The 25,362-nt window shown below is 68.5% G+C and carries 22 protein-coding genes; 11 read left to right on the top strand and 11 right to left on the bottom strand.

The genetic code is table 11. The annotated features are described in order from the left end of the window. Window positions 1–96 precede the first annotated feature (96 nt). From C9412_RS12360 to def, 4 genes are all read right to left on the bottom strand, one after another. Complete coding sequence (locus C9412_RS12360) at window positions 97–1,806, bottom strand: glycosyltransferase family 39 protein (RefSeq protein WP_107231892.1); 1,710 nt, start codon at window positions 1,804–1,806, stop codon at window positions 97–99. A gap of 23 nt (window positions 1,807–1,829) precedes the next feature. Beyond that, on the bottom strand, window positions 1,830–3,161 hold the full coding sequence (rsmB, locus tag C9412_RS12355) for a 16S rRNA (cytosine(967)-C(5))-methyltransferase RsmB (RefSeq protein WP_107231891.1): 1,332 nt from the start codon (window positions 3,159–3,161) through the stop codon (window positions 1,830–1,832). A 3-nt stretch (window positions 3,162–3,164) separates the two neighbouring features. Continuing rightward, window positions 3,165–4,088, bottom strand: coding sequence for a methionyl-tRNA formyltransferase (gene fmt, locus C9412_RS12350; RefSeq protein WP_107231890.1), 924 nt, complete (start codon window positions 4,086–4,088; stop codon window positions 3,165–3,167). Between the two features lie 118 nt (window positions 4,089–4,206). Continuing rightward, complete coding sequence (gene def / locus C9412_RS12345) at window positions 4,207–4,719, bottom strand: peptide deformylase (RefSeq protein ID WP_107231889.1); 513 nt, start codon at window positions 4,717–4,719, stop codon at window positions 4,207–4,209. A 127-nt stretch (window positions 4,720–4,846) separates the two neighbouring features. Here def and C9412_RS12340 point away from each other — a divergent pair, with 127 nt between their 5' ends. From C9412_RS12340 to C9412_RS12300, 9 genes are all read left to right on the top strand, one after another. Continuing rightward, window positions 4,847–5,980: a LysM peptidoglycan-binding domain-containing protein gene (locus C9412_RS12340; protein WP_107231888.1), complete on the top strand. Its 1,134-nt coding sequence runs from the start codon at window positions 4,847–4,849 to the stop codon at window positions 5,978–5,980. A gap of 167 nt (window positions 5,981–6,147) precedes the next feature. After that, window positions 6,148–7,275 carry a DNA-processing protein DprA gene (dprA, locus tag C9412_RS12335; RefSeq protein WP_107231887.1) on the top strand — a complete coding sequence of 376 codons (1,128 nt, stop codon included), beginning with the start codon at window positions 6,148–6,150 and terminating at the stop codon, window positions 7,273–7,275. A 43-nt stretch (window positions 7,276–7,318) separates the two neighbouring features. Next, window positions 7,319–7,792, top strand: coding sequence for a DUF494 family protein (locus C9412_RS12330; protein ID WP_057497164.1), 474 nt, complete (start codon window positions 7,319–7,321; stop codon window positions 7,790–7,792). A gap of 39 nt (window positions 7,793–7,831) precedes the next feature. After that, a complete protein-coding gene (locus C9412_RS21005; protein WP_107231886.1) occupies window positions 7,832–8,584 on the top strand; it encodes a pilin in 753 nt (250 codons plus the stop codon). A 49-nt stretch (window positions 8,585–8,633) separates the two neighbouring features. Then, on the top strand, window positions 8,634–9,566 hold the full coding sequence (locus C9412_RS12320) for an RDD family protein (protein WP_107231885.1): 933 nt from the start codon (window positions 8,634–8,636) through the stop codon (window positions 9,564–9,566). A gap of 193 nt (window positions 9,567–9,759) precedes the next feature. After that, on the top strand, window positions 9,760–12,231 hold the full coding sequence (locus C9412_RS12315) for a DNA topoisomerase I (RefSeq protein WP_107231884.1): 2,472 nt from the start codon (window positions 9,760–9,762) through the stop codon (window positions 12,229–12,231). A gap of 107 nt (window positions 12,232–12,338) precedes the next feature. After that, entirely contained in the window at window positions 12,339–12,929 is a 591-nt protein-coding gene (locus C9412_RS12310; protein ID WP_107231883.1) for a Sua5/YciO/YrdC/YwlC family protein, read from the top strand. Between the two features lie 43 nt (window positions 12,930–12,972). Continuing rightward, window positions 12,973–13,668, top strand: coding sequence for a DUF4124 domain-containing protein (locus C9412_RS12305; RefSeq protein WP_107231882.1), 696 nt, complete (start codon window positions 12,973–12,975; stop codon window positions 13,666–13,668). A gap of 22 nt (window positions 13,669–13,690) precedes the next feature. Beyond that, complete coding sequence (locus C9412_RS12300; RefSeq protein WP_107231881.1) at window positions 13,691–14,425, top strand: hypothetical protein; 735 nt, start codon at window positions 13,691–13,693, stop codon at window positions 14,423–14,425. A 95-nt stretch (window positions 14,426–14,520) separates the two neighbouring features. Here C9412_RS12300 and C9412_RS12295 read toward each other — a convergent pair whose 3' ends face one another. Continuing rightward, window positions 14,521–15,297, bottom strand: coding sequence for an SDR family oxidoreductase (locus C9412_RS12295; protein ID WP_107231880.1), 777 nt, complete (start codon window positions 15,295–15,297; stop codon window positions 14,521–14,523). Window positions 15,298–15,408: 111 nt separating this feature from the next. Between C9412_RS12295 and C9412_RS12290 the strand changes: the two genes are divergently transcribed. Continuing rightward, on the top strand, window positions 15,409–15,621 hold the full coding sequence (locus C9412_RS12290; protein WP_107231879.1) for a hypothetical protein: 213 nt from the start codon (window positions 15,409–15,411) through the stop codon (window positions 15,619–15,621). Window positions 15,622–15,718: 97 nt separating this feature from the next. Here C9412_RS12290 and sppA read toward each other — a convergent pair whose 3' ends face one another. From sppA to C9412_RS12270, 4 genes are all read right to left on the bottom strand, one after another. Then, window positions 15,719–17,641 carry a signal peptide peptidase SppA gene (gene sppA / locus C9412_RS12285; RefSeq protein WP_107231878.1) on the bottom strand — a complete coding sequence of 641 codons (1,923 nt, stop codon included), beginning with the start codon at window positions 17,639–17,641 and terminating at the stop codon, window positions 15,719–15,721. Window positions 17,642–17,757: 116 nt separating this feature from the next. Further along, window positions 17,758–19,122 (bottom strand): MATE family efflux transporter, encoded by a 1,365-nt coding sequence (locus C9412_RS12280; RefSeq protein ID WP_107231877.1) that lies wholly within the window; start codon window positions 19,120–19,122, stop codon window positions 17,758–17,760. Between the two features lie 282 nt (window positions 19,123–19,404). Further along, a complete protein-coding gene (locus C9412_RS12275; RefSeq protein WP_107231876.1) occupies window positions 19,405–19,980 on the bottom strand; it encodes a DUF3106 domain-containing protein in 576 nt (191 codons plus the stop codon). Continuing rightward, on the bottom strand, window positions 19,973–20,977 hold the full coding sequence (locus C9412_RS12270; protein WP_107231875.1) for a hypothetical protein: 1,005 nt from the start codon (window positions 20,975–20,977) through the stop codon (window positions 19,973–19,975). Before C9412_RS12270 ends, C9412_RS12275 begins: the two co-directional genes overlap by 8 nt. Window positions 20,978–21,391: 414 nt before the next feature. Between C9412_RS12270 and C9412_RS12265 the strand changes: the two genes are divergently transcribed. Then, window positions 21,392–23,569, top strand: coding sequence for a primosomal protein N' (locus tag C9412_RS12265; protein ID WP_107232078.1), 2,178 nt, complete (start codon window positions 21,392–21,394; stop codon window positions 23,567–23,569). Between the two features lie 198 nt (window positions 23,570–23,767). On the opposite strand, the gene C9412_RS12260 is transcribed toward C9412_RS12265, so the two are convergent. Together C9412_RS12260 and C9412_RS12255 are read right to left on the bottom strand one after the other, a co-directional pair. Next, complete coding sequence (locus tag C9412_RS12260; protein ID WP_107231874.1) at window positions 23,768–24,388, bottom strand: glutathione S-transferase family protein; 621 nt, start codon at window positions 24,386–24,388, stop codon at window positions 23,768–23,770. A 111-nt stretch (window positions 24,389–24,499) separates the two neighbouring features. Beyond that, window positions 24,500–25,279 (bottom strand): NYN domain-containing protein, encoded by a 780-nt coding sequence (locus C9412_RS12255; RefSeq protein ID WP_107231873.1) that lies wholly within the window; start codon window positions 25,277–25,279, stop codon window positions 24,500–24,502. Between the last annotated feature and the right edge of the window lie 83 nt (window positions 25,280–25,362).

Here is a 25,362-nt window from a genome sequence, read left to right as displayed (position 1 = left end):
GAATGAACGGAAGCGGCCGGCGGAGGCCGTCCCCGCCTGCTGTTTTACTGCCTTTGGCCGCGCTTGGGCAGACTGGACAAGCAGAAATCGTAGGCGCTAGTCATGTTCCTGCAAGCGCCGTTCACGTTCCCGCTCGGCCGGGGTGGCCACGCACGGCAGGCTGACCGCTGCGGCAGGCACCAGCCACCAGCGGCGGCGGTTGGCCACGCCGGCCAGTTCCGCGCGGCTGCGGTCGACGCAGGACAGCAGGGCGTGCTCGTTGACCAGCAGCCAGCGACGTTCGGGCACCAGTCGCTGCCAGCGGGTCGCGGCCGCCAGCTGCGCGTACCAGGGGGTCTGGAAGCCGAACGTGGCTGCCGGGCGGTCGGCCAGCAGCAGGTTCTGTTCCTTCCACGCCACCAGCCCCAGTTCCGCGTCCGGGCCGATGCGGGCCCCCACCGTCCGCATCAGCCCATGGGCGGAACTGGAATCGTTCAGCAGCGGGTAGCCGATCAGGCTGTACACCGTCCACATCCCGGCCAGGGTCGAGACCAGCGCCAGGTGACGCCGGCGGCCACTGGCCAGCAGGCTCAAGCCCCCCCACAGGCCCATGGCCAGAATCGCCCACGCCAGCGCGTCGACCGCCCCCGGCGCCAGCCCGCGGCTGTGCGTCAGCCGCAGCTCGTAGCCCGGGTCACCCAGCAGTGCCAGGGCTCCGGCCACCGCCAGGCCCAACGCCAACAGTGCGGTGAACGCGCCCACCACGGCCTGCACGTCACGCCGCTTCAGCAGGCCCGGCAACAACGGCGCCAACGCCAGGCAGAACATCGGCAGCGCCGGCAGGATGTACACATCGCGCTTGCCGTCGGGCAGGGAGAAGAACACCACCACCAGCAGCCACCAAGCCAGCGGCAGCAGGTAGCGCGGGTCACGGCGGCGCAGGCGCCGGCGCCACGCCGGGAGCGCCCAGGGCAAGGCCAGGATCGGCGGAATCCACAGCAGCGGCATCGTCGCCAGGAAATACCAGCCGGGTTGGTGGTGGTCCCAGGAATGGGTGTAGCGCCGCGCCGTCTGCTGGAACAGGATGTCGTCGATGTAGGCCCGGTAGGCGTCCGAGCCGGTGGCCAACGCCGCCAGCAGCATCGGCGCCAGCCACAGCGCCACGGCCAGCACGAAGGCCAGCGGCGCCAGCCAGAAGCGCCAGTCGCGTGCGTGCAGCTGCAGCCGCGGCCAGTGCAGCGCTGCGGCCAGCGCCGCCGGCACCAGCATCAGCAGCGCCAGCAGGCCCACGCCCTTGGTGATCACCCCGATACCGGCGAAGAACCAGCCCAGCCACCACCAGCGCCAGGCCGGGCCCAGCAGCAGATGGCGCAGCAGGCCGTAGTTGGCCAGGGTGATGAACAGCAGCAGCAGTGCGTCGATCTGCGCCTTCTTCGCCTGGAAGGTGAACTGCAGCGCAAACAGCAGGGCCCAGCCCGCATACAGCCCCACCCGCCGCGTCCACAGCCGGCGGCCCAGATCCACCACGCACCACAGGGTGCCCAGCGCCGCCAGCAGCGACGGCAGCAGGAAGGCCACGCGCCAGTGCCCGATCAGGCTGTACAGCGTGGCCTGCCACCACATCAGCATCGGTGGCTTGTCCGAGTACAGCTCGGTGCCACGATGCGGGAACAGCCAGTGCCCGCTGTCGATCATCTGCTTGGCCACCAGCGCGAAGCGTGGCTCGTCCGACGGCCACGGATCGCGAAGGCCAAGCCCGGCCCCCAGCACCAGCAGGGCCATCACCGCCAACAACCAGGTCTCGCGCGACGCGCGGGTTTTCAGCATGGGACTCGCAACGGCAGCGGGGGTCAGGCCGTTTTTAGCAGACGTGCGTAGAAGAATCCGTCAGCATCGTTGTCACCGGGCAGTCGTTGGCGTGCGATACCGTCACAATCCAGGCCGAATGCGTCGCCCAGTGGTTGCGCCTGCGCATCCGGATGCCACTTCAGGAACGCCTTGACCTGATCGACGTTCTCGGCGCGCAGGATCGAACAGGTGGCGTACAGCAGCACCCCGCCCGGGCGCAGCATCGACCAGCAGGCTTCCAGCAGACGTGCCTGCACACCAACCAGGGCCTCGATGTCCTCGGCACGGCGGTGGAACATGACGTCCGGTTGACGGCGGATCACGCCGGTGGCCGAACACGGCGCGTCCAGCAGGATGGCGTCGAACAGCCTGCCATCCCACCAGGAACCGGGATCACTTGCGTCCGCCACCCGGGTCTGCGCAGCTTCGCCGACGCCGGTGCGCACATAGGTATCGCGGGCGCGCGCCAGGCGACGGGCATCGATATCCAGGGCCAGCAGCTGCAGGGTCGGGTCCCGTTCCAGCAGATGCGCCGACTTGCCACCGGGGGCCGCGCAGGCGTCCAGCACACGGGCACCGGGCGCCGGTGCCAGCGCGTCGGCAGCACATTGCGCCGACAGGTCCTGCACCGACAGCGCGCCGTCGGCGAAGCCCGGCAGCTGGTTCACTGCGACGGGCGCCGCCAGGCGCAGCGCATCGGCGCTGAGCGGGCTGGGCTCGGCGGCGATACCGGCCTCGGCCAGCGCCGCCAGGGCCTTGTCGCGGCCACCGTGCTGGCGGTTGGCACGCAGCCACAGCGGAGCCGGCTGCAGGCTGGCGGCGAAGATCGCCTCGGCCTGGCCCGGCCAATCGCGCTCCAGGGCATCGGCCAGCCAGTCGGGGAACGCGTCACGGGCCGGCTGCTCGGGGAACCCTTCGCGCTGCGCACGGCGCAGGATCGCGTTGACCAGGCCGGCCTGGCGCTCGCGGCCCAGCGCGCGCGCGGCGTCAACGGTCGCCGACAGCGCCGCATGGGCCGGCAGTTCCAGCACGTCCAGCTGGGCGAACCCGACCATCAGCAGCGTGCGCAGGTCGGCATCACGTGCCGACAGCGGCTTCTGCATCCACGACTGCAACGCCGCGTCGTAGGTGCTGCGCCGGCGCAGCACGGCAAAACACAGCGCTTCCAGCAGCGCACGGTCACGGCTGTCGGCCAGCTTCGGCAGTGCCCAGGCCAGTTCGGCCTTCAGCGAACGGCCGCGGGTGAACACCTGCGCCAGCACGCGCGCAGCCAGCATGCGGGTGGCTGCGCCCGGTGCCGCCTTGGCGATGGAGAAATCGTTCTGCTTCGACACCGCTTATGCCCCCACGCGCAGGTCGCGGCGGGCGTTGAGGTAGTCGGCGGCGGTGATCGCCTTGCCGCCTTCGCGCTGCAGCACGCGCAGGCGCAGCGCGCCCTGGCCGCAGGCGATGTCGATGCCCTCGCGGCCGGCGGCCAGCACCGTGCCCGGTGCCTGGCCGTGCGCCAGGTCCAGCGCCACGGCACCATGGATGCGCACGCGCTCGCCGGCCAGCGTGGCCTCGGCGATCGGCCAGGGGTTGAATGCGCGCACGGTACGCGCCAGCGCTCCGGCGTCCTGCGCCCAGTCCAGCTTCGCTTCGGCCTTGTCCAGCTTGTGCGCGTAGGTCACGCCCTGCTCCGGCTGCGGCCGCGCGATCGGCTTGATGCCGGCCCGCAGCAGGCCCAGCCCGTCGGACAGCACCTGCGCGCCCAGCTCGGCCAGCCTGTCGTGCAGCTGGCCGCCGGTATCGGTCGCGGCAATCGGCAGTTCCTGGTGCAGCAGCACCGGGCCGGTATCCAGGCCGGCTTCCATCTGCATCAGGCAGACGCCGGTCGTTTCGTCACCGGCCTGGATCGCGCGCTGGATCGGCGCGGCGCCGCGCCAGCGCGGCAGCAGCGAAGCGTGCACGTTCCAGCAGCCATGGGTCGGGATGGCCAGCACCGCCTTGGGCAGGATCAGGCCATAGGCCACCACCACCATCAGGTCCGGCTGCAGATCGCGCAGCTGCTGCTGTGCGGCTTGGTCCTTCAGCGACTCGGGCTGGTAGACCGGAATGCCACGGGCCACCGCCTCCAGCTTGACCGGCGACGGCGCCAGGCCACGGCCGCGGCCGGCCGGGCGGTCCGGCTGGGTGTAGACGGCCACGACCTCGTGGTGGCGCGCGGCGGCGCGCAGCGACGACACCGCGAATTCCGGCGTACCGGCAAAGACAATCCTCATGGCTACCCCACTTGCAGGATGGATTCGTGCAGGAAAGAAAACGGCGCCGTCGGCCGGCGCCGTGCAGCCTGCGCAGTGCGCAGGCACGGGCCACCCGACGGGTGGCCCGGATGGGCGATCACGCCACGTGCTTGCGCTGCTTGGCCAGCTTCTTGCGGACCATTTCGCGCTTGAGCGGCGACAGGTAATCAATGAACAGCTTGCCGTCCAGGTGGTCCATCTCGTGCTGGATGCAGGTGGCCAGCACTTCACCGGCCTCGATCTGCTGCGGCTGGCCGTTGCGGTCCAGGTACTTCACGGTGATGGTGTCGGCACGGGTCACGTCGGCGAAGATGCCCGGTACCGACAGGCAGCCTTCCTGGTACACCCGGCCCCCGTCCTTGGCGATGATTTCCGGGTTGATGAACACATGCGGTTCATTCTTTTCTTCGCTGACGTCGATGACCATGAAGCGCTTGTGCACGTCCACCTGGGTGGCGGCCAGGCCGATGCCGGGGGCGTCGTACATGGTCTGGAACATGTTGTCGACCAGCTCCTGGAAGGCCGGCGTGGTGACTTCGGCGGCGTCGATCAACGCGGCCTTGGTACGCAGGCGCGGATCGGGGAACTCGAGAATGGGGAGAAGGGCCATGGCTGTTTCCGGATATAAGGGCCGGCACGCCGGCATACGTCGCAGATTCTAGCTCCAACGCTTGCCTTGCGCCCCGGTTTCTGGACTATAGTGCGCGAACCTGTTGGGGAATCAGGGCTTCACACCTATGTTGCTTCGTTTTCGTACGGTCGTCGCCGCGGCGATGCTGACCGTGGCTGCCTATGCTACCGCCGTGGAAGTGAATGGCGGGCACCCGGACACCTATGTGGTCCGAAAAGGGGACACGTTGTGGGATATCGCCGCGCGTTTCCTGCAGAAGCCCTGGCTGTGGCCGGAGATCTGGCAGGCCAATCCGCAGATCGCCAACCCGCACCTGATCTATCCCGGTGACGTGCTGAGCCTGGCCTATCTGGACCGGGTGACCGTGGCCGCGCAGCCCGGCCCGCGCCAGGAGGCCCCGATCGATGCCATTCCGCTGGCCCAGGTCGAGCCGTTCCTGAAGCAGCTGAGCGTGGTCGACAGTGTCAAGCAGCTGCCCTACGTGGTCGGCCTGGAAGACAACCGGCTGCGCGTCTCCGGCGGCGATACCGTCTATGTCCGCCTGGCCGATGCCCAGGTCGGCCAGCGCTGGGCCGTGGTCCGCCCGACCGTGCGCTACGCCCAGCCCAAGCCGACCGAGGACCTGACCGCCAATGGCGATGTCACCCCCGGCAGCGGCAACCTGTGGAAGGCCTACAACGCCCCCAACGCGCGCCGCGGCGTGCTGGGCTACGAGCTGGCCCAGGTCGCTACCGGCACCATCACCCAGATCGCCGGCGGCAAGGTCGAAGCGTCCACCCTGGTCCTGGACAAGAACGTCGGCGGCCGTGAAGTGCGTTCCGGCGACCGCCTGGTGCCGGTCGAAGCCCGCCCGTACGACCTGCAGTTCGTGCCGCACGTACCGGCAGCCGGGGTCGAAGGCGTGGATGTGCGCGTGCTGGCAGTGACCGACATGTTCACCGCCGGCGGCCCGCGCGATGTGATCGCGATCTCGGCCGGCCGCGCGCAGGGCGTGGACAACGGAACGGTGTTCTCGCTGTGGCGTCCGGGCCGTCATGTCGCGCACCGCATGAAGTACCCGACCTCCTCGCGCATGGACGACGCGCTGGGCACCGGCGCCGGCCGCGTCTCGCTGCCGGATGAGTATGCCGCGCACGCGATGGTGTTCCGCACCTTCGACAACGTCAGCTACGCGCTGGTGATGCAGGGCGTGAAGCCGGTGCGGGTGGGCTACAACGCACTGCACCCGGACGCGAAGTAGCGTCGAGCTTGCTCGACTGGCCATGAATGTAGCGTCGAGCTTGCTCGACTGACTGGAGCGGGAGTCGAGCAAGCTCGACTCTACAGGGGCGGCCTCCGGCAAACCCTGACGGTCACATGCGAAGGCGCCCTAGGGCGCCTTCGTTGTATCCGGCCGATAGTGGGGCAATGACCAGACCGATGGATGAGGCGCTGCTGCGCCTGGTGATGGCGGGCGGCGCATTGGCGCCACGGCGGGCACTGCTGCAGGGGGCCGAGGACGCCGCGGCGGCCATCGCACGGGGCGTCGCCGGATGGCGTGAACACGGCTGCACGCCGGAGCAGTGCGCGGCACTGGAGCGCCCCGACCCGAAGGCGTGGGCAAGCACGCTGCGCTGGCTGCAGAGCGACCACCATCATCTGCTGGCCTGCACCGACCCCGCCTTCCCACCGTCGCTGCTGGAGGTGCCCAACCCACCGCTGGCCCTGTTCATGGCCGGCGACCCCAGCCTGGCCTGGCGCCCGTCGGTGGCCCTGGTTGGCAGCCGCTCGCCCACGCCGGGCGGCCGCGCGCTGGCGGCCCGCTTTGCCGGGTGCTTCGTCGAGGCCGGCCTGGCCGTGACCAGTGGATTGGCGGCCGGCATCGATGCCGCGGCCCACCAGGCCACCCTGGACGCGAGCGGCTGTACCGTGGCGGTGATTGGCACCGGCCCGGACCGGGCCTATCCGGACAGCCATGCCCGGCTGCAGGCGCGGATCGCCGCCGACGGCGTGGTGCTCAGCGAGTACCTGCCCGGCACGCCCGCGCGCCCCGGCCATTTCCCGGCACGCAACCGGCTGGTGGCCGGGCTGGCACTGGCCACGGTGGTGGTCGAAGCCGCGCAACGCTCGGGCGCGCTGATCACTGCCCGGCTGGCTGCCGAGGCCGGCCGCGAGGTCTGCGCCCTGCCCGGCTCGGTGCTCAACCCACGGGCCGCCGGCTGCCACCGCCTGATCCGCGAGGGTGCAGCGCTGGTCGAGCGCCCCGAGGACGTACTGGAGCTGCTGGCCCCCGCCCTGCGCCAGCAGCTGCCGGACTTGCAATCGCGGCTGGCCACCCCCACTGAACAGGCACCGCCGGCGCTCCTGCCGGCGCGCTGGGCGAACGACCCTGACTACCAGTGCTTGTGGCAGGCCCTGGACCACAACCCAAGCGGTATGGATTCACTGATCACGCGCTGTGGATTGACGGCGCCACAGGTGTCCTCCATGCTGCTGGCCATGGAACTGGCGGGAATCGTGGTGTGCGTACACGGCCGCTACTGTCGAACTCCCTAGTTTCTTCACCTCCACAGCGTCGCGCGACGCAGGCCGAGGGGCAATGAAAGAGAGCATCCTGGACGTACTGCTGTACCTGTTTGAACACTATTTCAGCGAAGATGCGGACCTGATCCGTGACCGCGATTCGCTCCAGAACGGCCTGATCCAGGCCGGTTTCAGCCCAACCGAGATCAACAAGGCGTTCGACTGGCTCGACGCCCTGGCCGCGCAGCGGCCGAGCATGGCCCAGGCACGGGTCGATGGCCCTGTGCGCGTCTACCACGGCCCCGAGCTGGACAAGCTGGACGTGGAATGCCGCGGTTTCCTGCTGTATCTGGAACAGCACGGCATCCTCGACGCCGACCAGCGCGAGCTGGTGCTGGACCGGGCGATGGCCCTGGACCAGGACGAACTGGACCTGGACGACCTGAAATGGGTCGTGCTGATGGTGCTGTTCAACCAGCCCGGCTCCGAGGCAGCCTACGCCTGGATGGAAACGCAGATGTTCATGGACGAGCCAGAACCCCTGCACTGACCGTACACTTGGGGGCATAGCGCATTCAGGAGCGTCCCCGTGAGCGAGTGGTTCCATGCAGAAGGCAACCGGCAGCAGGGTCCGCTGCCGGCGGAACAGGTGGTGGAGTTGTTCCGCAACAACCAGATCACCCTGGACACCCTGGTGTGGCGCGACGGCCTGCCGCAATGGCAGCCGTTGCGCAGCGTCGTGGACGAGCTGGGCCTGATCGTGCCGGCACTGGACGCGGCAACACCGCCGCTGACGCCTGACCCCACGCCGGAACCCGCGCCGCCGCAGCCACCGGTGCTGCCGCCCTCCACCCCCTATGCCGCCACGGCCGCCGCCGCCGGCGTGTTGCCGCCACCGAAGAAGAAGCTCTCCGGATGCGCCCTCACCGCGATCATCGGTGGTGGGTTGCTGCTGGTGCTGGTGCCGATCATGGCCATTCTGGCGGCGATCGCGTTGCCGGCCTACAACGAGTACGCCGTGCGTGCCAAGGTCGCTGCCGCGGCCGATGCCCTGCACCCGTTGCAGGACCAGGTGCAGCATTTCGCCGATGAGCAAGGCCGTTGCCCCGGCGCCAACGACGCCGGTTTCCCGGCCCCGGGCGACTTCACCCAGGCGGGCCTGTCGGCCGTGCACATCGGCCGCTTCAACAACGGCCATTGCGGCATCGAAGCCACACTGGCCGCGCCGGGCAAGCAGATCGACGGCGACCTGCTGTGGCTGGAATACGACCGCGACAGCGGCCGCTGGGAATGCAGCGGCGAGAGCGACAACAAGTATCTGCCGCCGTCGTGCCGCGGCTGAGCCGCATGCACGACCGCGCTTCCAAGGACGATCCTACGGGGAACATGCAATGACCGAGTGGTACTACGCTGAAGGGCAGCAACGCCAGGGCCCGCTGCCGGTCCAGGAGATCCGCCAGCGCTTCCAGCGCGGCCAGTTGAATCTGGACACCCTGGTCTGGCGCGAGGGCATGGCGCAATGGGCCGCGCTGCGCCAGGTGGTCGACGAGCTCGGCCTGCAGACGCTGGCCGATGCCAGCGCGACCGCCGCCAGTGGCGGCTTCGACCTGCGCGGCGACTATGCCGCGATCGACAACGGCACCGCGCCCCTGCCCGGCACCGGCGCCCTCAGCAGCTCGCCCTACAGCGCCCCCGCGGCCGCCGGCGACAGCAGCCATGGCCAACCGATCGCCGGTGGCGAAGTGGTCTACGCCGGCTTCTGGAAGCGTGTGGCCGCCTACATGATCGACTACTTCGTGCTGGCCATTCCCGGCGGCATCATCGGTGCCATCATCGGTGTCGTGCTGGGCGCCAGCATGGGTGCGTTCGGCGGCGGTGATACCGCCATCGAAATCGTCGCGCAGCTGGCCAGCGCGCTGATCAACCTCGGCATCGGCATGGCGTATTACACCTGGTTCCATGCCTCGCAGGGCGGCGCCACGCTGGGTAAGATGGCGGTTGGCATCAAGGTGGTGCGCAGCAACGGCGAGCGCCTGACCAAGGGCCGCGCCTTTGGTCGCTACTGGGCGGCGATGCTGAGCAGTGTGACCCTGGGCATCGGCTTCCTGATGGCCGCCTTCACCGAGCGCAAGCAGGGCCTGCACGACATGATCTGCGACACCCTGGTGGTGGATCGCTGGGCCTTCACTGACCAGCCGCACCTGCAGCGGCGCGAACTGGGCGCGGTCACCATCGCGATCCTGGTGGTGACCGGTCTGCTGACGCTGGCAGGCCTGGCCCTGCTGGTGTTCGCGGTCGGCTTCCTCGCCAAGATGGCCTCCTGAACGGCCATCCTCACGTCTGGCTGCTTGACACGAGCTGGCCGGGCATGATTCCTCTAACAAGGTGAAACCTGAACGCCCGGCACAGTACCGGGCGTTCAGTTTATGGATTTGCCCGTGGCCGCTTCACTAATGCGGCCGTTTGCTCCACCCTAGCGGCCCCTTCCCCACGGTTCGCCCCACAGACCCTGCTGCCATGCCCAAGCACCTGCTCATCGTCGAATCGCCGGCCAAGGCCAAGACGATCAACAAATACCTCGGCAAGGATTACACCGTCCTGGCCTCGTATGGGCACGTGCGTGACCTGATTCCGAAGGAAGGCGCGGTCGACCCGGACAACGGGTTCGCCATGCACTACGACGTCATCGACAAGAACGAGAAGCACGTCGATGCGATTGCCAAGGCCGCCAAGGGCGCCGATGACATCCTGCTGGCAACCGACCCGGACCGCGAGGGTGAGGCGATCAGCTGGCACATCGCCGAGATCCTGAAAGAGCGCGGGCTGGTCAAGGACAAGCCGATGCAGCGCGTGGTGTTCACCGAGATCACCCCGCGCGCCATCAAGGAAGCGATCAGCCAGCCGCGCGCCATCGCCAGCGACCTGGTCGATGCCCAGCAGGCGCGCCGCGCGCTGGACTACCTGGTCGGTTTCAACCTGTCGCCGGTGCTGTGGCGCAAGGTGCAGCGTGGCCTGTCCGCCGGCCGCGTGCAGAGCCCGGCGCTGCGCATGATCGTCGAGCGCGAGGAGGAGATTGAAGCCTTCATCGCCCGCGAATACTGGTCCATCGGCGCCGAGTGCGCGCACCCGTCGCAGCACTTCAATGCCAAGCTGATCAAGCTGGACGGGCAGAAGTTCGAACAGTTCACCATCACCGACGGCGACACTGCCGAGGCCGCCCGCCTGCGCATCCAGCAGGCCGCGCAGGGCTCGCTGCATGTCACCGATGTGGCCAGCAAGGAGCGCAAGCGCCGCCCGGCGCCGCCGTTCACCACCTCCACCCTGCAGCAGGAAGCCTCGCGCAAGCTCGGCTTCACCACCCGCAAGACCATGCAGGTGGCGCAGAAGCTGTACGAAGGCGTGGCGATCGGTGACGAAGGCACGGTCGGCCTGATCTCGTACATGCGTACCGACTCGGTGAACCTGTCGCAGGATGCGCTGGCCGAGATCCGCGACGTGATCGCCCGCGACTACGGCATCGCTTCGCTGCCCGACCAGCCCAACACCTACCAGACCAAGTCGAAGAACGCCCAGGAAGCGCACGAAGCGGTGCGCCCGACCTCGGCCCTGCGCACCCCGGCCCAGGTCGCTCGCTTCCTGACCGACGACGAGCGCCGCCTGTACGAACTGATCTGGAAGCGTGCGGTGGCCTGCCAGATGATTCCGGCCACGCTCAATACCGTCAGCGTCGATCTGTCCGCCGGCAGCGAGCACGTGTTCCGCGCCAGCGGCACCACCGTGGTAGTGCCCGGCTTCCTGGCCGTGTACGAGGAAGGCAAGGACAGCAAGAGCGCCGAGGACGAGGACGAAGGCCGCAAGCTGCCGGCGATGAAGCCCGGCGACCGCATCCCGCTGGAACGCATCCTGGCCGAACAGCATTTCACCCAGCCGCCGCCGCGCTACACCGAAGCGGCGCTGGTGAAGGCGCTGGAAGAGTACGGCATCGGCCGTCCCTCGACCTACGCCTCGATCATCCAGACCCTGCTGTTCCGCAAGTACGTGGAAATGGAAGGCCGCAGCTTCCGCCCGTCCGACGTCGGCCGTGCGGTGTCCAAGTTCCTGTCCAGCCATTTCACCCAGTACGTGGACTACGACTTCACCGCCAAGCTTGAAGACGAGCTCGACGCCGTCTCGCGTGGCGAAGAAGAGTGGATTCCGCTGATGGCCCGCTTCTGGGAGCCGTTCAAGGAGCTGGTGGAAGACAAGAAGGAATCGGTCGACCGCGCCGAGGCCAGTGGCGCGCGCGAGCTCGGCACCGATCCCAAGACCGGCAAGCCGGTGAGCGTGCGCCTGGGCCGTTTCGGACCGTACGCGGCCATCGGCAGCACCGCCGAGGACGCCGAGGAAAAGCCCAAATTCGCCTCGCTGCGCCCCGGCCAGTCGATGCACACCATTTCCCTGGAAGACGCGCTGGAACTGTTCCTGATGCCGCGCGCGCTGGGTGAGGACAAGGGCGAACCGGTCAGCGTCGGCATCGGCCGCTTCGGGCCGTTCGCCAAGCGTGGCAGCACCTATGCCTCGCTGAAGAAGGAAGACGACCCGTACACCATCGACCTGGCCCGCGCCGTGTTCCTGGTGGAAGAGAAGGAAGAGATCGCGCGCAACCGGATCATCAAGGAATTCGAAGGCAGCGACATCCAGGTGCTGAACGGCCGCTTCGGCCCGTACATCAGCGACGGCAAGATGAACGGCAAGATCCCCAAGGATCGCGAGCCGGCATCGCTGACCCTGGCCGAGGTGCAGCAGCTGATGGAAGAAACCGGCAAGCCGGTGCGCAAGGGTTTCGGCGCCAAGAAGGCCGCGGCGAAGAAGGCCCCGGCCAAGAAGGCGGCAGTGAAGAAGGAAGCCGCACCGAAGAAGGCCGCCGCCAAGAAGGCGCCAGCCAAGAAGGCGGTGAAGAAGGCTGTGAAGAAGGCGGCCAAGAAAGCGGTGAAAAAAGCCGCAAAGTAGATCCACGCCATGCGTGGATGCTCTGCCACGCCCTGCGTTGATGAGGGTCAAGGTGTGCGGACCAACGGTCCGCACCCACCACCCCATCTGCACGCCGCAGGGGGATAATGAAGGCCCACGTCGGGCCGGTCCCTGCCATGAAAGAACTCACCCTGGACTCCGCTGTCGCCACGCTCCGTGCCGGCGGCGTGATCGCCTACCCGACCGAAGCGGTCTGGGGCCTGGGCTGCGATCCCTCGCACGAAGCGGCGGTGCACATGGTGCTGCGGCTGAAACAGCGCCCCATCGAGAAAGGCATGATCCTGGTCGCCGCCGACCTGCCGCAGCTGGAAGGCTGGGTGCGCCTGCAGGCGCTGCCCGACGCCCGCCAACGTGCCGTGCTGGCCAGCTGGCCCGGTGCCAACACCTGGATCCTGCCGGCCGGTCCGCGGGCGCAGCCCTGGGTCACCGGCGAGCACAGCGGCATCGCCGTGCGCATCAGCGCGCATCCGCTGGTGGCCGCCCTGTGCAACGCCTGGGGCGGCCCGCTGGTGTCGACCAGCGCCAACCTGGCCGGTGAGCCGCCGGCGCGCCGCCGCGAAGAGCTGGATCCACGCCTGCTGCGCCTGCTTGATGGGGTGCTTGATGGCCAGACCGGCGGCCTGGCCCAGCCGACGCCGATCCGCGATGCGCTCAGCGGCAACGTGCTGCGCTCCTGAGCCGACGATTGCACGGTTCCGGACAATCCCGCACCCTGCTGCCATGAACCTGACACGCACCGCCCTGGGTCTGTGCCTGTTGCTGCCGTGGAGCGCAGCGCCGGCCGCCGACGACGACGTGCGCGTGTACCGCTGCGTGGCCAGCAATGGTGCCGTGGCCCTGCAGGACAAACCCTGCAGCAACGGGCGGCAGGAAGTGCGCGACCTGCAGCGCCCGCGCGATCCGCCGCCGAGAGTGGTCAGCAGCGACGCCCCGCCGCCACCGCCCAGCGCAACGCCGGACATTGGCGGGCGCGAAGTGCGCCACGTCTACGTCCAGCCACCGCAGCCGATGTACGAATGCGTGAGCGACGACGGCCGGCGCTACACCAGCGACAGCAACGAGGGCAATCCGCGCTGGATCCCGTTGTGGACCAGCATCTGGTTGCCGCACGGGTACCCGGGCGGCGGCCATCCCGGCCCGCGCCCGGCCATCGGTGGGCCGGTGGGTCGGCCCATCGGCGCAGGCGCCGGGTATCGCCCGCCCACGGTCGGTGTCGGCGTGGAGATACCGGCCGGCAGCGTGCTGGTGCGCGACACCTGCCACGCCCTGCCGCAGCAGGAAGTGTGCGCGCGCCTGCGTGACCGCCGCTGGGAACTGGACCGCCGCTACAACAGTGCGCTGCAAAGCGAACGCACCACCATCAGCACCGAACAGCGCGGCATCGACGCACGCCTGTCGCAGGACTGCGAGCGCTGAGCGCAGCCTGTACGCTGTGCGCATGAACAGACTGATCTGGCTGGCCCTGGCCGTGTTGCCCGGCGCTGCAATGGCCGAAGAAGGCGTGATCTACCGCTGCACCTCCGGCAGCAGCGACGTTCCGACCCTGCAACGTACGCCCTGCCCGGCCGGCAGCCAGCAGCAGGTCCTTCGCGTACCGGCGCCGGCCAACGCCGAACCGGTCGTGACCGAACCCTCACCGGTACAGGATCCCGCTGCGGCCACCGTTTCCGAGGCCAGCGGAGCGGCTGCGCCGGCGGCAACGCCGACGGCGCCACGACGCGCGGACGAAGGGCGCACGATCATGGAAGCGGGCATGGTGGAAGCCGAGGGTGGCGACCAGATCCTCGACAGCGCGGCGCTACGCCACGATACCGAGGCGCGCGCCGCAAGCGACGGGCCGCCGAGGCCGCCGCTGCCCCCGATCTTCCAGTGCACCGACAGCCAAGGCGGCGGCTACCTTCACGAATACGAAGCCTCGCCGGCACGCTGCGAACTGATGACCGTGCAGGGCCTGGGCGGTGCAACGCCGGTCAATGCGGCCAGCTGCGAAGTGGTGCGCGACACCTGCGAGGAGCTGCCCGAGGCACAGCGTTGTGGCAGCTGGCAGCAGCGCTTCCGCGACGCACGCGGCCGCGAGCGCTTTGCCGCGCCGGAGAACCGCGAACATGCCCAGGGCGAGCGCGAGCGGTTGCAGGGTGTGCTGGAGGCCAGCCATTGCCCGGTGCCGGAATGACTGCCACCCGGTAGTGCCGGCCGCTGGCCGGCAATCACATGATGTTCAGAGGATTGCAGTTGCCGGCCAGCGGCCGGCACTACTGCGGCCCGCGATCAGAACCCGTAACGCAGGAATCCACCATCCACGGCGATGCATTCGCCGGTGACATAGCTGGCTGCCGGCAGGCACAGGAAGCCCACGGCCGCCGCGACTTCTTCCGGCTCACCGATGCGACGCATCGGCGTGCGCTCGATCACCTCCTCGTAGTAGTCCGGGTCCGACAGCGGGCCGGAGGTTCGCCGTGTGCGGATGTACCACGGTGCCACCGCATTGACCCGGATTCCGTCCTCGGCCCATTCCACGGCCAGGTTGCGGGTCATCTGGTGCATGGCCGCCTTGGTCATGCCATAGACCACGCCACTGCGCACGTGGGTCAGGCCGGACACGCTGCCGACGTTGACGATGGACGAGGCGGCGTGGCGCGCCAGCAGCGGATGCGCGTAGCGCGACAGTTCGAACGCCGAGAACAGGTTGGTCTCGAAGATGTTGCGCCATTCGTCCTCGGTGTATTCGGTCGCGGGCCGGGTGATGTTGCCGCCGGCGTTGTTGACCAGGATGTGCAGGCCATCGCTGTGGTCTTCCACCCAGTCGAGGATCTGCCGGCGGTCTTCGTCATCGGAGACATCGGCGGCCAGCGCATGCACCTGCATCTGCGGATGCACGTCCAGCAGTTCGTCGCGCGCGGTCTCCAGCATGTCGATATCGCGCCCGACGATCATCAGGTCGGCGCCAAAGCCGGCCAGTTCGTGCGCGATGGCCAGGCCGATGCCGGCGCTGGCGCCGGTGATCAGGGCCGTCTGGCCATCCAGGCGCCACCGTTGCTGGGTCATGTGTTCTCCCGGGCCGCGCCCGCTGTGTTCCGATGCGGCAAGGATACGCGCTCACGGCGGCCCCCTGCCGGGGATGCGACACTGCGGGCACGCCCGTCATGGAGTGCCGCCATGCGCATCCTGAACCTGTCCATGCCCCTGCTGGCTGCCGTGCTGCTGTGTGCCTGCCAGCGCCCGCCCGCACCGAACCCGGAACAGCCGCCGGTGCCGAAAGCGATGTCGCGCGCGATCAACGAGCCGCTGGACCGCGCCAAGGGTGTGCAGAAGACCCTGGACGATACCGACACGCGAGAGCGCAAGGCCGAGGCCGACGCGACGCAGTGACCGGTGGGGTCAGAGCCCTTTGCACCGCAAAGGGATCCGGCCCATGAATGAAAACGCCCGGCCTGGGCCGGGCGTTCTCATTCGATACCGTTGCCGGTCAGAACCCGCAGAAGCAGTACGCCAGCGCCTTCACCGGCGCGCCGTTGCCCTTCTCGCGGGCCGCGTTCTCGACGAAGCGCAGCTGCGTGTCCACTTCCGGCATCGTGCGTGCCAGCATCATCCGCGCCATGCCCGAGTCGGACAGCATCCACGCACCGGCACGGCTGCCGGCGAAACCGCTGACGAACTGCGCGAACGGCGTGGCCGCCTTCTCGATGTAGCGCACGCGGTAGGCGTCGGTCTTGCCGAGCTTGGCGCGGCCGGCCGCATCGGCCACGGCATCCTTCAAACCACCGAAAGCGTCGACCAGACCGCGCTCCTTGGCCTGGGCACCGCTCCACACGCGGCCACGGGCCACTTCATCGATGGCCTCGACCGGCTTCTTGCGGGCCTCGGCGACACGGCCGGTGAAATCGGCGTAGCCCTTGTTGATCACCGACTGGATGACCTGGCCAACGGCCGGGTCCATCGGACGGGTCACATCGAACGCACCGGCAAAGCGGGTGGTGCCGACACCGTCGGTGTGCACGCCGATCTTGTCCAGCGCGCGGCTGAAGTTGGGAATCATGCCGAAGATGCCGATCGATCCGGTGATGGTCGACGGATCGGCATAGATGCGGTCGGCATTCATGCTGATCCAGTAGCCGCCCGATGCGGCCAGGTCGCCCATCGATACCACCACCGGCTTGCCGGCAGCCTGCAGGGCCACCACTTCACGACGGATCTGCTCGGAGGCGAAGACTTCGCCACCCGGAGAGTTCACCCGCAGCACCACCGCCTTGACGTTCTCGTCATCGCGCGCAGCACGCAGCAGCGCCGAGGTCGACTCGCCACCGATGCGGCCAGCCGGCAGGTCACCGCCGCTGATTTCGCCGGCGGCGACCACCACGGCCACCTGCGGGCGCGAGTCCACCGGGTTGCGACGTGCGTCGAGCAGGGCCAGGTAACCGCCGAAATCGACATTGCGGAAACCGCCGTCGGCATCGTCATCGGCCACGCCGCGCTCGATCATCAGATCCTCGAATTCCTCGCGGGTCTTCAGCGCGGTCACCAGCTTCTGCTGCAGCGCGAACTTGGCCAGATCGCCACCGGCGGCGGCGACGCCTTCGGGCAGCGTGTCGATGCCCGCAGCCAGCTGTGCCGGGTCCAGGCGGCGCGCCTTGGCGATATCACCCAGGTAGCGCTGCCACACATCGTTCATCCAGAACAGGTCGGCTTCCTTGGAGGCCGGCGAGGCGGCGTCGAGCACATACGGCTCGGCCGCGGACTTGTACTCGCCCACCTTGAACAGGTGCACGTCCACGCCCAGCTTGTCCTGCAGGCCGGTGCGGAAGTACTGGCGGTAACGGCCCAGGCCTTCCAGCACCACCGAGCCCATCGGGTCCAGGTAGACCTCGTCGGCCTGTGCGGCCAGCAGGTACTGCGACTGACCCATGCTCTCGCTGTAGGCCACCAGCTGCTTGCCCGAGGCGCGCAGGTCCTGCAGCGCGGCGGCGACTTCACGCAGCGAGGCAAAGCCGGACGGCTGCAGCTTGTCCAGCTCCAGCACCACCCGCTCGATCTTCTTGTCTTCCTTGGCCGACTCGATCACCCGCAGCAGGTCGCGCAGCTGGATCTCTTCGGCACTGTTGTCGCCCACTGCCTTGGCCAGCGCGCGGCTGACCGGATCTGCGCTGAACTGTTCGACCAGGCGGCCTTCCGGCGCGATCACCAGGGTGGTCCGGTCCTGCAGCGATTTGCTGGCACCGGCACCCATGCCGGCAGCGACGATGAACATCACCAGCAGCAGGAACAGCAGGCCGAAGAACACCAGGTTGAGGATCAACCGGCGGGTGAAGTTCATGACGTCCCACAGCCCGATGAAGAAGCTGGCGACGGGGTTGCGACGCGCCGGGGGCAGCGGGGGCACGGGTTGATTCATGGAACGCTCCGGATGGCTTCTTGCCGTGGTACCAGCATAGCCGGTGCCGCGTGATGCAGCATCGGACACAAGTCAGGGGATCGCCCGCCAGGGGTGAACATGGCGGGCGCGGAAGGTCAGGACAGCATTGACTGGCCGATGCGCAGGCTGCTGCGGCGCAGGCGCCAGCCCATCAGGATGGCGGCGGCGGTCAGGCCGACGATCAGGCCGATCCACATGCCCTGCGGGCCCATGCCCAGGCCCAGGCCGAGCCCGGCACCGAGCGGCATGCCCAGGCCCCAGTACGCGAACATGGCGATGAACATCGGCACGCGGGTGTCCTTCAGGCCGCGCAACGCGCCGGCCGACAGCACCTGGATGCCATCGGGGAACTGGAAGGTCGCCGCATACAGCAGCAGGGTCGAGGCCAGGCCGGCCACCGCCAGATCGTTGGTGTAGACCCCGACGATGGCGTCGTGGCCGAACAGCAGCACCGCCGCCGACAAGGTCTGCGTACCCATGATGATCGCGTAGCCGGCCCACGCCGCACGGCGCACGCCGAAACCATCGCCGCGACCGACCGCATGGCCCACGCGCACGGTGGTGGCCTCGGCCACGCCCATCGGGATCATGAAGCACAGCTGCGCGACGTTGATCGCGATCTGGTGCGCGGCCGCCTCGTTGGCGCCGAGGCGGCCGATCAACAGCGCGGTGACGATGAACAGACCGCCTTCCATCAGCACGGTGATGCCGATCGGCAGGCCGGTGCGCAGCAGCTCCCAGATCGCCTTCCAGCGCGGGCCTTCGAAATGCGAGAACAGCTGCAGGTGGGCAAAGCGCTTGGTGAGCCACAGGTAGGTGGCGAAGGCGATGGCCTGCAGCCACATCATCACCGCTGAGGCGATACCGAGCCCTTCGGCGCCCATCTCCGGGAAACCGAGCTTGCCGTTGGCCAGCACATAGCCCATGGGCGCCAGCACCAGCAGGCCACCGAAGCCGAGCAGCATGGTCGGCAGCGTCCAGTGCATGCCTTCACTGAGGTAGCGCATGCAGAAGTACAGGGTGAGCGCCGGACCGCCCCAGCGCACCGCATGCAGGAACGCGGTCGCCCCCGGCACGATGTCCGGCGCGATGCCGAACGCCGGCAGCAGCGGCGGCACCACGGTGAGGAAGGTGAACATGATCAGGCCCAGGCCCAGCGCCAGCCATAACGCCTGGCGGAACAGCGGGCCGATCTCGCGCTCGCGGCCGGCGCCATGCAGCTGCGAGACCGAGGCGGTAAGCGAGATGAGCGTGCCGATCGGGATCAGCATCGGCAGCCACAACAGCGCGGTACCGATGGTCACCGCGGCCAGGGTCGCCGTGGCGTGGTGGCCGGCAATCACGTTGTCGACGAAGGAGATCAGACCGGTGGATACGTGGCCCAGCACAAGCGGCAGGGCGAGCAGACCGGTGGCGCCGACTTCCTTGCTGAAGCGCGGCGTGGAGGTTGCAGTAGACATAAGGTGCTTGACGCGAACTACGGTTGCGCGCGAAGGGCACAGGCACCGGGTTGCGGCCGGTCATCTTACGCGCGCAGCGCGCGCATTCCCATGACATGGCGTGAATGCCGGGTCCCGGCAGGCCTCGCTGCAGAGGTGAAGGAGCCGGCTGGGTAGAGTCGACTGTTAGTCGACTGCTCTTTTGGGCGACTGCTCTTCCATCACGCGACGAAAACCCCGCGCTGCGCGCGGCAGTCGACTCCACCCCGTCGACTCTACCCCGTCGACGTTACACCTTCGGGGTTACTGGCCGGCCTGGCGCTTGAGCCAGGTGTCGCGCTCGGCGGCGGGCACGGCGAGGAAGGCGCTGCGTATGGCGTCGCGCTCCTGCGGTGGCGTGCGCTGCGCGACCAGGGTCAGCTGGGCCAGCTGCGCCGGGCTGAGCTGGCGCAGCACGGCCAGTGCGGTGTCACGCTGCTCCGGCGGCACGAACCCGAACAGCCCATGCAGCTTGGGAAACTCCAGACCCAGCTGCGGGCCCAGCCGCCAGCCCTCGCGGAAGGCCTGGTCCTGCGCCTGGAACTGTTGGCGCAGGCGTTGCTGCTGGTCGGCCGGCAGCGCATTGAAACGCGCAGCCGCCTGGCGGATGCGCTCGCGCTCGCCTTCCGGCAACGCGCGCCAGGCGGCGTAGTCGGCGCGGCGCTGGCGCTGCTGCTGCGCATCGAGCTGGGCAAAGGCAGACGGCGCAGCGGTCGATGCCGGCAGCGCGGCCGGTGCGGCCGGCGACGGTGCCGGCAGCGGCACATTCAAGGTCTGCGGGGCGGCCGAAAGCGACAACGGCAGGGTCAGCAGCAGGCTGACGAACACGGTCTTATTCATCGGCGGCGGTGGTTTCCAGCGTGGTGCTGGCCGGCTCCGGCCGGCTCGGCTTGGATTGCGACTCGTCCACCGGCAGCGGTCCGCCGGCGGCCGTCCACGCATACAGATCGGCGTCGGCGACCAGCGGATAGTCGCGGTCGCCCAGCATCGTGGCGTCATCCGCAGCCTGGACCGGGGTCGCCACCGGCGGGGCGTTGACGGTGCTCGGCGGCAGCGCTTCCACTGTGACCGGACCGGCCTCGCCCACCACGCCTTCGGGCAGCGGCGCATCACTGCCGAGCGAACGGCCCTGCCAGTGACGCCAGCCGAGGGCAGCGACCAGCAGCACGGCCACAGTCACCAGCAGGATCAGCGGGCCGCGCCAGCGCGGCTTGGCGTTCGGACGCCGCCGCTTGCCATGGGCGGGCGCACGTTCGTCGCGCTGTGGTGCGCGCCAACTGGTGCTGGGAGCTTCGGTGCTGGCCACCGGGGCAGCCGGCTGCTGCAGCTGCTGCAGGCGCTTGGCCGGCAGGTCGCGGATCCGCCCCTGTACCTGTTCGGCCAGCTGGCGCCAGGCCGAGGCATCGGGCTGGCCATGCGCATCACGCGGGCAGGCATCGGCCAGCAGATGCTGGTAACCCGCCTCGTCCTGGTCGAGTACGCGCATGGCAATGCCCTCGTCCAGGCTGCCGCCCACCCGCAGCAACAGAGCCAGGCGCGGCAGGGGCGCCATCTCGCCCAGCGCCGCCAACGGCGGCTGCCATTGCCCGCCCACCGGCTCACGCAGCGCCTGGCGCTGGCCCAACAGGGTCCAGAACCGGGTCGGCCACTGCGCCATCGGCAGATCACTGGCCACAGCGGCGAAGGCACGCATCACGGCCACCAGGGTCTGCTCGGCACGGGCGGCGTCGCCGCACTGCAGCTCGGCCACCACCAGGGCACGGCGCTCGACGCCACGCAGGAACGCCGCCAGCGCGCCGGCCGCGGTCGAGGAAACAGGGGCGGGCACAGCCGTCATCGGTCACTCCAAAGGTCTGCCGGCATGATAGCGGCAGCCCATTGGCGCCCGGCAGGACTTGCGCCAACCGCTGCTTCGTGCTGCAGGTTGTGCACAGCACCACGGCCCCTGCGGGGAAAACTGGGGCATCCAGCTGAATTCACTCTGTTTCAGCAATGTTTCACACTCAAGTTGCTGTTTTCAAAGGCTTTTAAAGTGTGGCGATTTTTTGACCAACCCGAGGGCAAGGCTGTCGCCATCGGCCTCACACGCGCCCGTCGACCGGTAACGCACAACGTTATCCACAGAACGTGTGGATAAGACTGAATCTCCAATGGACACCGATATTTAGGTGACATTTATGATTCCCGGGGCGTCGCTCGACCGCCTCCGGCGCCCGCCATCCGCGTGCGCATGGCCCGTTACACTGGCCCGATGTTTGCCCCCATCCCGACTCTGCAGGTCGCCCTGCCCGTCCCGCTGCCCCGCCTGTTCGACTACCTGTCGCCGCAGGGCGGTGACCCGGAGGTGGCCGTCGGCTGCCGCCTGAAGGTGCCGTTCGGCAACCGTGAACTGGTGGGTGTGGTCGCCGGCCACGGCCACAGCGAAGACGGCCAGGGCCTGCGCCAGGCGCTGGCCTGGTGCGACGGCCAGCCGCTGCTGCAGGGCGAGCTGTGGCAGAGCCTGCAGTGGCTGGCACGCTATACCCACGCACCGCTGGGCGAAGTAGTGAATACCGCCCTGCCCGGCCCGCTGCGCCATGGCGAACCGCTGCCCGACACCCATCACTGGGGCTGGCAGCTGACCGCCGAGGGCCGCGCACAGCGCGACACGCTGCGTGCCGGCAGCCGCCCCCGCCAATTGGCCGAACTGCTGGCCGAGGCCATCGTCGATGAAGACGTGCTGGGCGAGCGCATGCAGGACTGGCGCACCGCCGCGCGCAGCCTGGCCAAGCGTGAACTGGCCGAGCGTGTTGCTCTCAGCGTGGCACCGCAGCATGCGCAACCGCTGCCCGGCCCCACCCTCAACCCGGACCAGGCCGAGGCGGTGGCGTCGATCAACGCCGCCGAAGGTTTCCAGCCGTTCCTGCTCGATGGCGTGACCGGCAGCGGCAAGACCGAGGTCTACCTGCAGGCGATCATCCACTGCCTGGCGCAAGGCCGGCAGGCGCTGGTGCTGGTGCCGGAAATCGGCCTCACCCCGCAGACCCTGGCGCGCTTCCGCGGTCGCCTCGGCATCGCGGTGCATGCGCTGCATTCGGGCCTGAACGACAACGAGCGCGCCCGGGTCTGGGCGGCGGCTTCGCGCGGCGAGGCACGGGTGATTGTCGGTACGCGTTCGGCGGTGTTCACGCCGTTGCCGCAGGCCGGCTTGTTGATCGTCGATGAGGAACACGACGGCAGCTACAAGCAGCAGGACGGCATCCGCTACCACGCCCGCGATTTCGCCCTGGTGCGGGCCAAGGCACTGGGCATCCCGGTACTGCTGGGCAGCGCCACCCCTTCGCTGGAAACGCTGCACAACGCCTATGCCGGGCGTTACACCCACCTGCGCCTGAAGCAGCGCGCCGGTGATGCACGACCACCGCGCGTGCGCATTCTGGATGTTCGCAAGCGGCCACTGCATGACGGCCTTTCGGCCGATGTGCTGGCCGGCATCGGCGAACACCTGCAGCGCGGCCAGCAGGTGCTGGTGTTCAAGAACCGCCGCGGCTACGCACCGGTGCTGCTGTGCCACGACTGCGGCTGGACTGCGCCGTGCCAGCGCTGCGATGCGCCGATGACCGTGCACGGCGGTGGCCGTCGCCTGCAGTGCCATCACTGTGGCGCGCGACAGCCGGCACCGCTGGCGTGCCCGGCCTGCGGCAGCCTGGCCCTGCAACCGCAGGGCATCGGCACCGAACGCCTGGAAGAACACCTCACCGCCGCATTCGCCGATTTCCCGGTGGTCCGCATCGATCGCGGCACCACCTCACGCCGTGATGCGCTGGAGCAGCAGCTGGCGAAACTGGGCGACCAGCCCGGCATCCTGGTCGGCACGCAGATCCTGGCCAAGGGCCACGACCTGCCCAAGCTGACCCTGGTGGTGGTGGTCGGCATCGACGAGGGCCTGTTCTCGGCTGACTTCCGCGCCAGCGAGAAACTGGCGCAGCAGCTGATCCAGGTCGCCGGCCGTGCCGGGCGTGCACGCGACCCGGGCGAGGTCTGGCTGCAGACCCATCACCCGGGGCACCCGCTGCTGGAAACACTGGTCAGCGGTGGCTACCACCCGTTCGCGCAGGCCGAGTTGAACCAGCGCCAGGCCGCAGGTTTCCCACCGTTCGCGCATCTGGCGCTGATGCGCGCCGAAGCGCAGCAGGTCGAACATGCCAATGCCTTCCTGTTGGCGGCACGGCAGCTGCTGGGCGAACAGGCGGTGGTGGAAGCGTACGGCCCCATGCCGGCACCGATGCCGCGCCGTGCCGGCTACCAGCGTACGCAGTTGTTGCTGTCGGCGTTGCAGCGCCCCCCGCTGCATGGCGTGCTGGCACAGCTGGTGCCGCAGCTGTATGCGCTGCCGGAAGCACGCAAGGTGCGCTGGTCGCTGGATGTGGATCCGACGGATCTTTATTGAAGGCTGGCGGCCGGTAGCACCGGTATCGCCGGTAGAGTCGAGCTTGCTCGACTACTGATGACACACGGCAGTCGAGCAAGCTCGACTCTACCGGTGCCGCGGCAGGGGTCAGAGCCCACCCGCCGGGTGGGATCCGACCCTGCGGCATTGGGGTCGGATCCCTCTCGCAGAGAGGGCTCCGACCCCGAACTCCGACGCTTACGTCATCGGTGACATCACGCCACGCTGGTACGCCGGTCGCTCACGCAGGCGGGCGTACCACTCGGCCAGATGCGGCAGTTCCGGGCGCTGGATTGGCAGCTCGAACCAGGCATAGACCAGCGCGCCGAGCGGAATGTCGCCCATCGCGAACTTCGCGCCCGACAGCCACGGCTGCGTGGCCAGCGTGGCATTGGCCATGGCGAGATAGTCTCCGGCGCGCACGATGGCGGCATTGATGCGCGCCTCGTCACGGTCGGCCGGGGCGGTGCGCATGATCCCCCAGATCAGTTCGGAGTACAGCGGTGCCATCCGCGAAGTGCTCCAGTCCATCCACTTCTCGGCCTGCGCACGCTCCATCGGGTCTTCGGCATACAGCGTGCCCAGCGCATAGCGTGCGCTCAGGTAGCGCACGATGGTGTTCGATTCCCACAGCGGAAGGCCGTGATCCTCGATCACCGGCACCAGCCCGTTCGGGTTCATCGCCACGTACTCGGCTGACTGCGTGCCGCCATGGCTGCCGCCCACCTCGATGGACTGGTAGGGCAGGCCGATCTCCTCGGCACACCACAACACCTTGCGGACGTTGCTGGAATTGTGACGTCCCCAGATCTTCAACATGCAGGTTTCCTTGCTGGCAATGCGAGCGGCAACGATACGCCTGATCCGTGTGGGTGTGTGCGTGCTGGATGCTGGATCTGGCGGCCGGGCATCGCTGGCCGGCGGCTGGCACTACCGGTTCTTTTTCGGCAGCGCGCGCACGTAGGAGGATTTGCCGTCCTTCTTCAGCTCGAACAGGCCAATGGCCGCCAGCAGGTCACTGAGTTTGCCGTAGCCGTAGTTGCGCGAATCGAACGAGGCCTGGTTGCCGATCTGGCTGCCGACCGGCCCCAGGTGCGACCAGCCGTCCTCGCCTTCGGCCGCCGACACCGCGCGCCGCAGCATCTTCACCAGCCGGGTGTCGCTGCGCATTTCCGCGCCGCTCTTGCGCGGGCGGGCATCGTCGCTGGGCGGCGGCTCGTTCGATGTCTGCTCACTCGGCGCCTGCTCGACATCCGGCACACTGGCATGGGTCTGGCCCAACGCTTCCAGATAGGTGAACTTCGAACACGCATTGACGAACGGTTCCGGCGTTTTCTTCTCGCCGAAGCCATACACCTTCACGCCATCGGTGAGCAGGCGCATCACCATCGGAGTGAAATCGGCATCGCTGGAAACGATGGCAAATCCATCCAGGTTGCGCGCGTACAGCAGGTCCATGGCATCGATCACCATCGCCATGTCCGAGGCATTCTTGCCCTTGCTGTAAGCGAACTGCTGGATCGGGCGGATCGCATACTCGTGCAGCACCGCTTCCCAGCCCTTCAATCGCGGGCTCTTCCAGTTGCCATAGGCGCGACGCACGTTGGCCACGCCATAGCGCGCCACTTCGGCCAGGACTTCGTCGATCTTCGAGGCCGGCGCATTGTCGGCGTCGATCAACAGGGCGATGCGCTTTTCCGGTTCGCTCATGGGCTCCTCAGGGGCGTGTGCCTGAACCCAAGTATCGCCGATCCGTGCGAGCGCTGACGTGACAGGCGGCCGGCGTGCGAAGA

Source organism: Stenotrophomonas sp. Nf1, assembly GCF_003028475.1.
Lineage (GTDB): Bacteria > Pseudomonadota > Gammaproteobacteria > Xanthomonadales > Xanthomonadaceae > Stenotrophomonas.
This window is presented reverse-complemented; position numbering and strand designations above follow the sequence as displayed.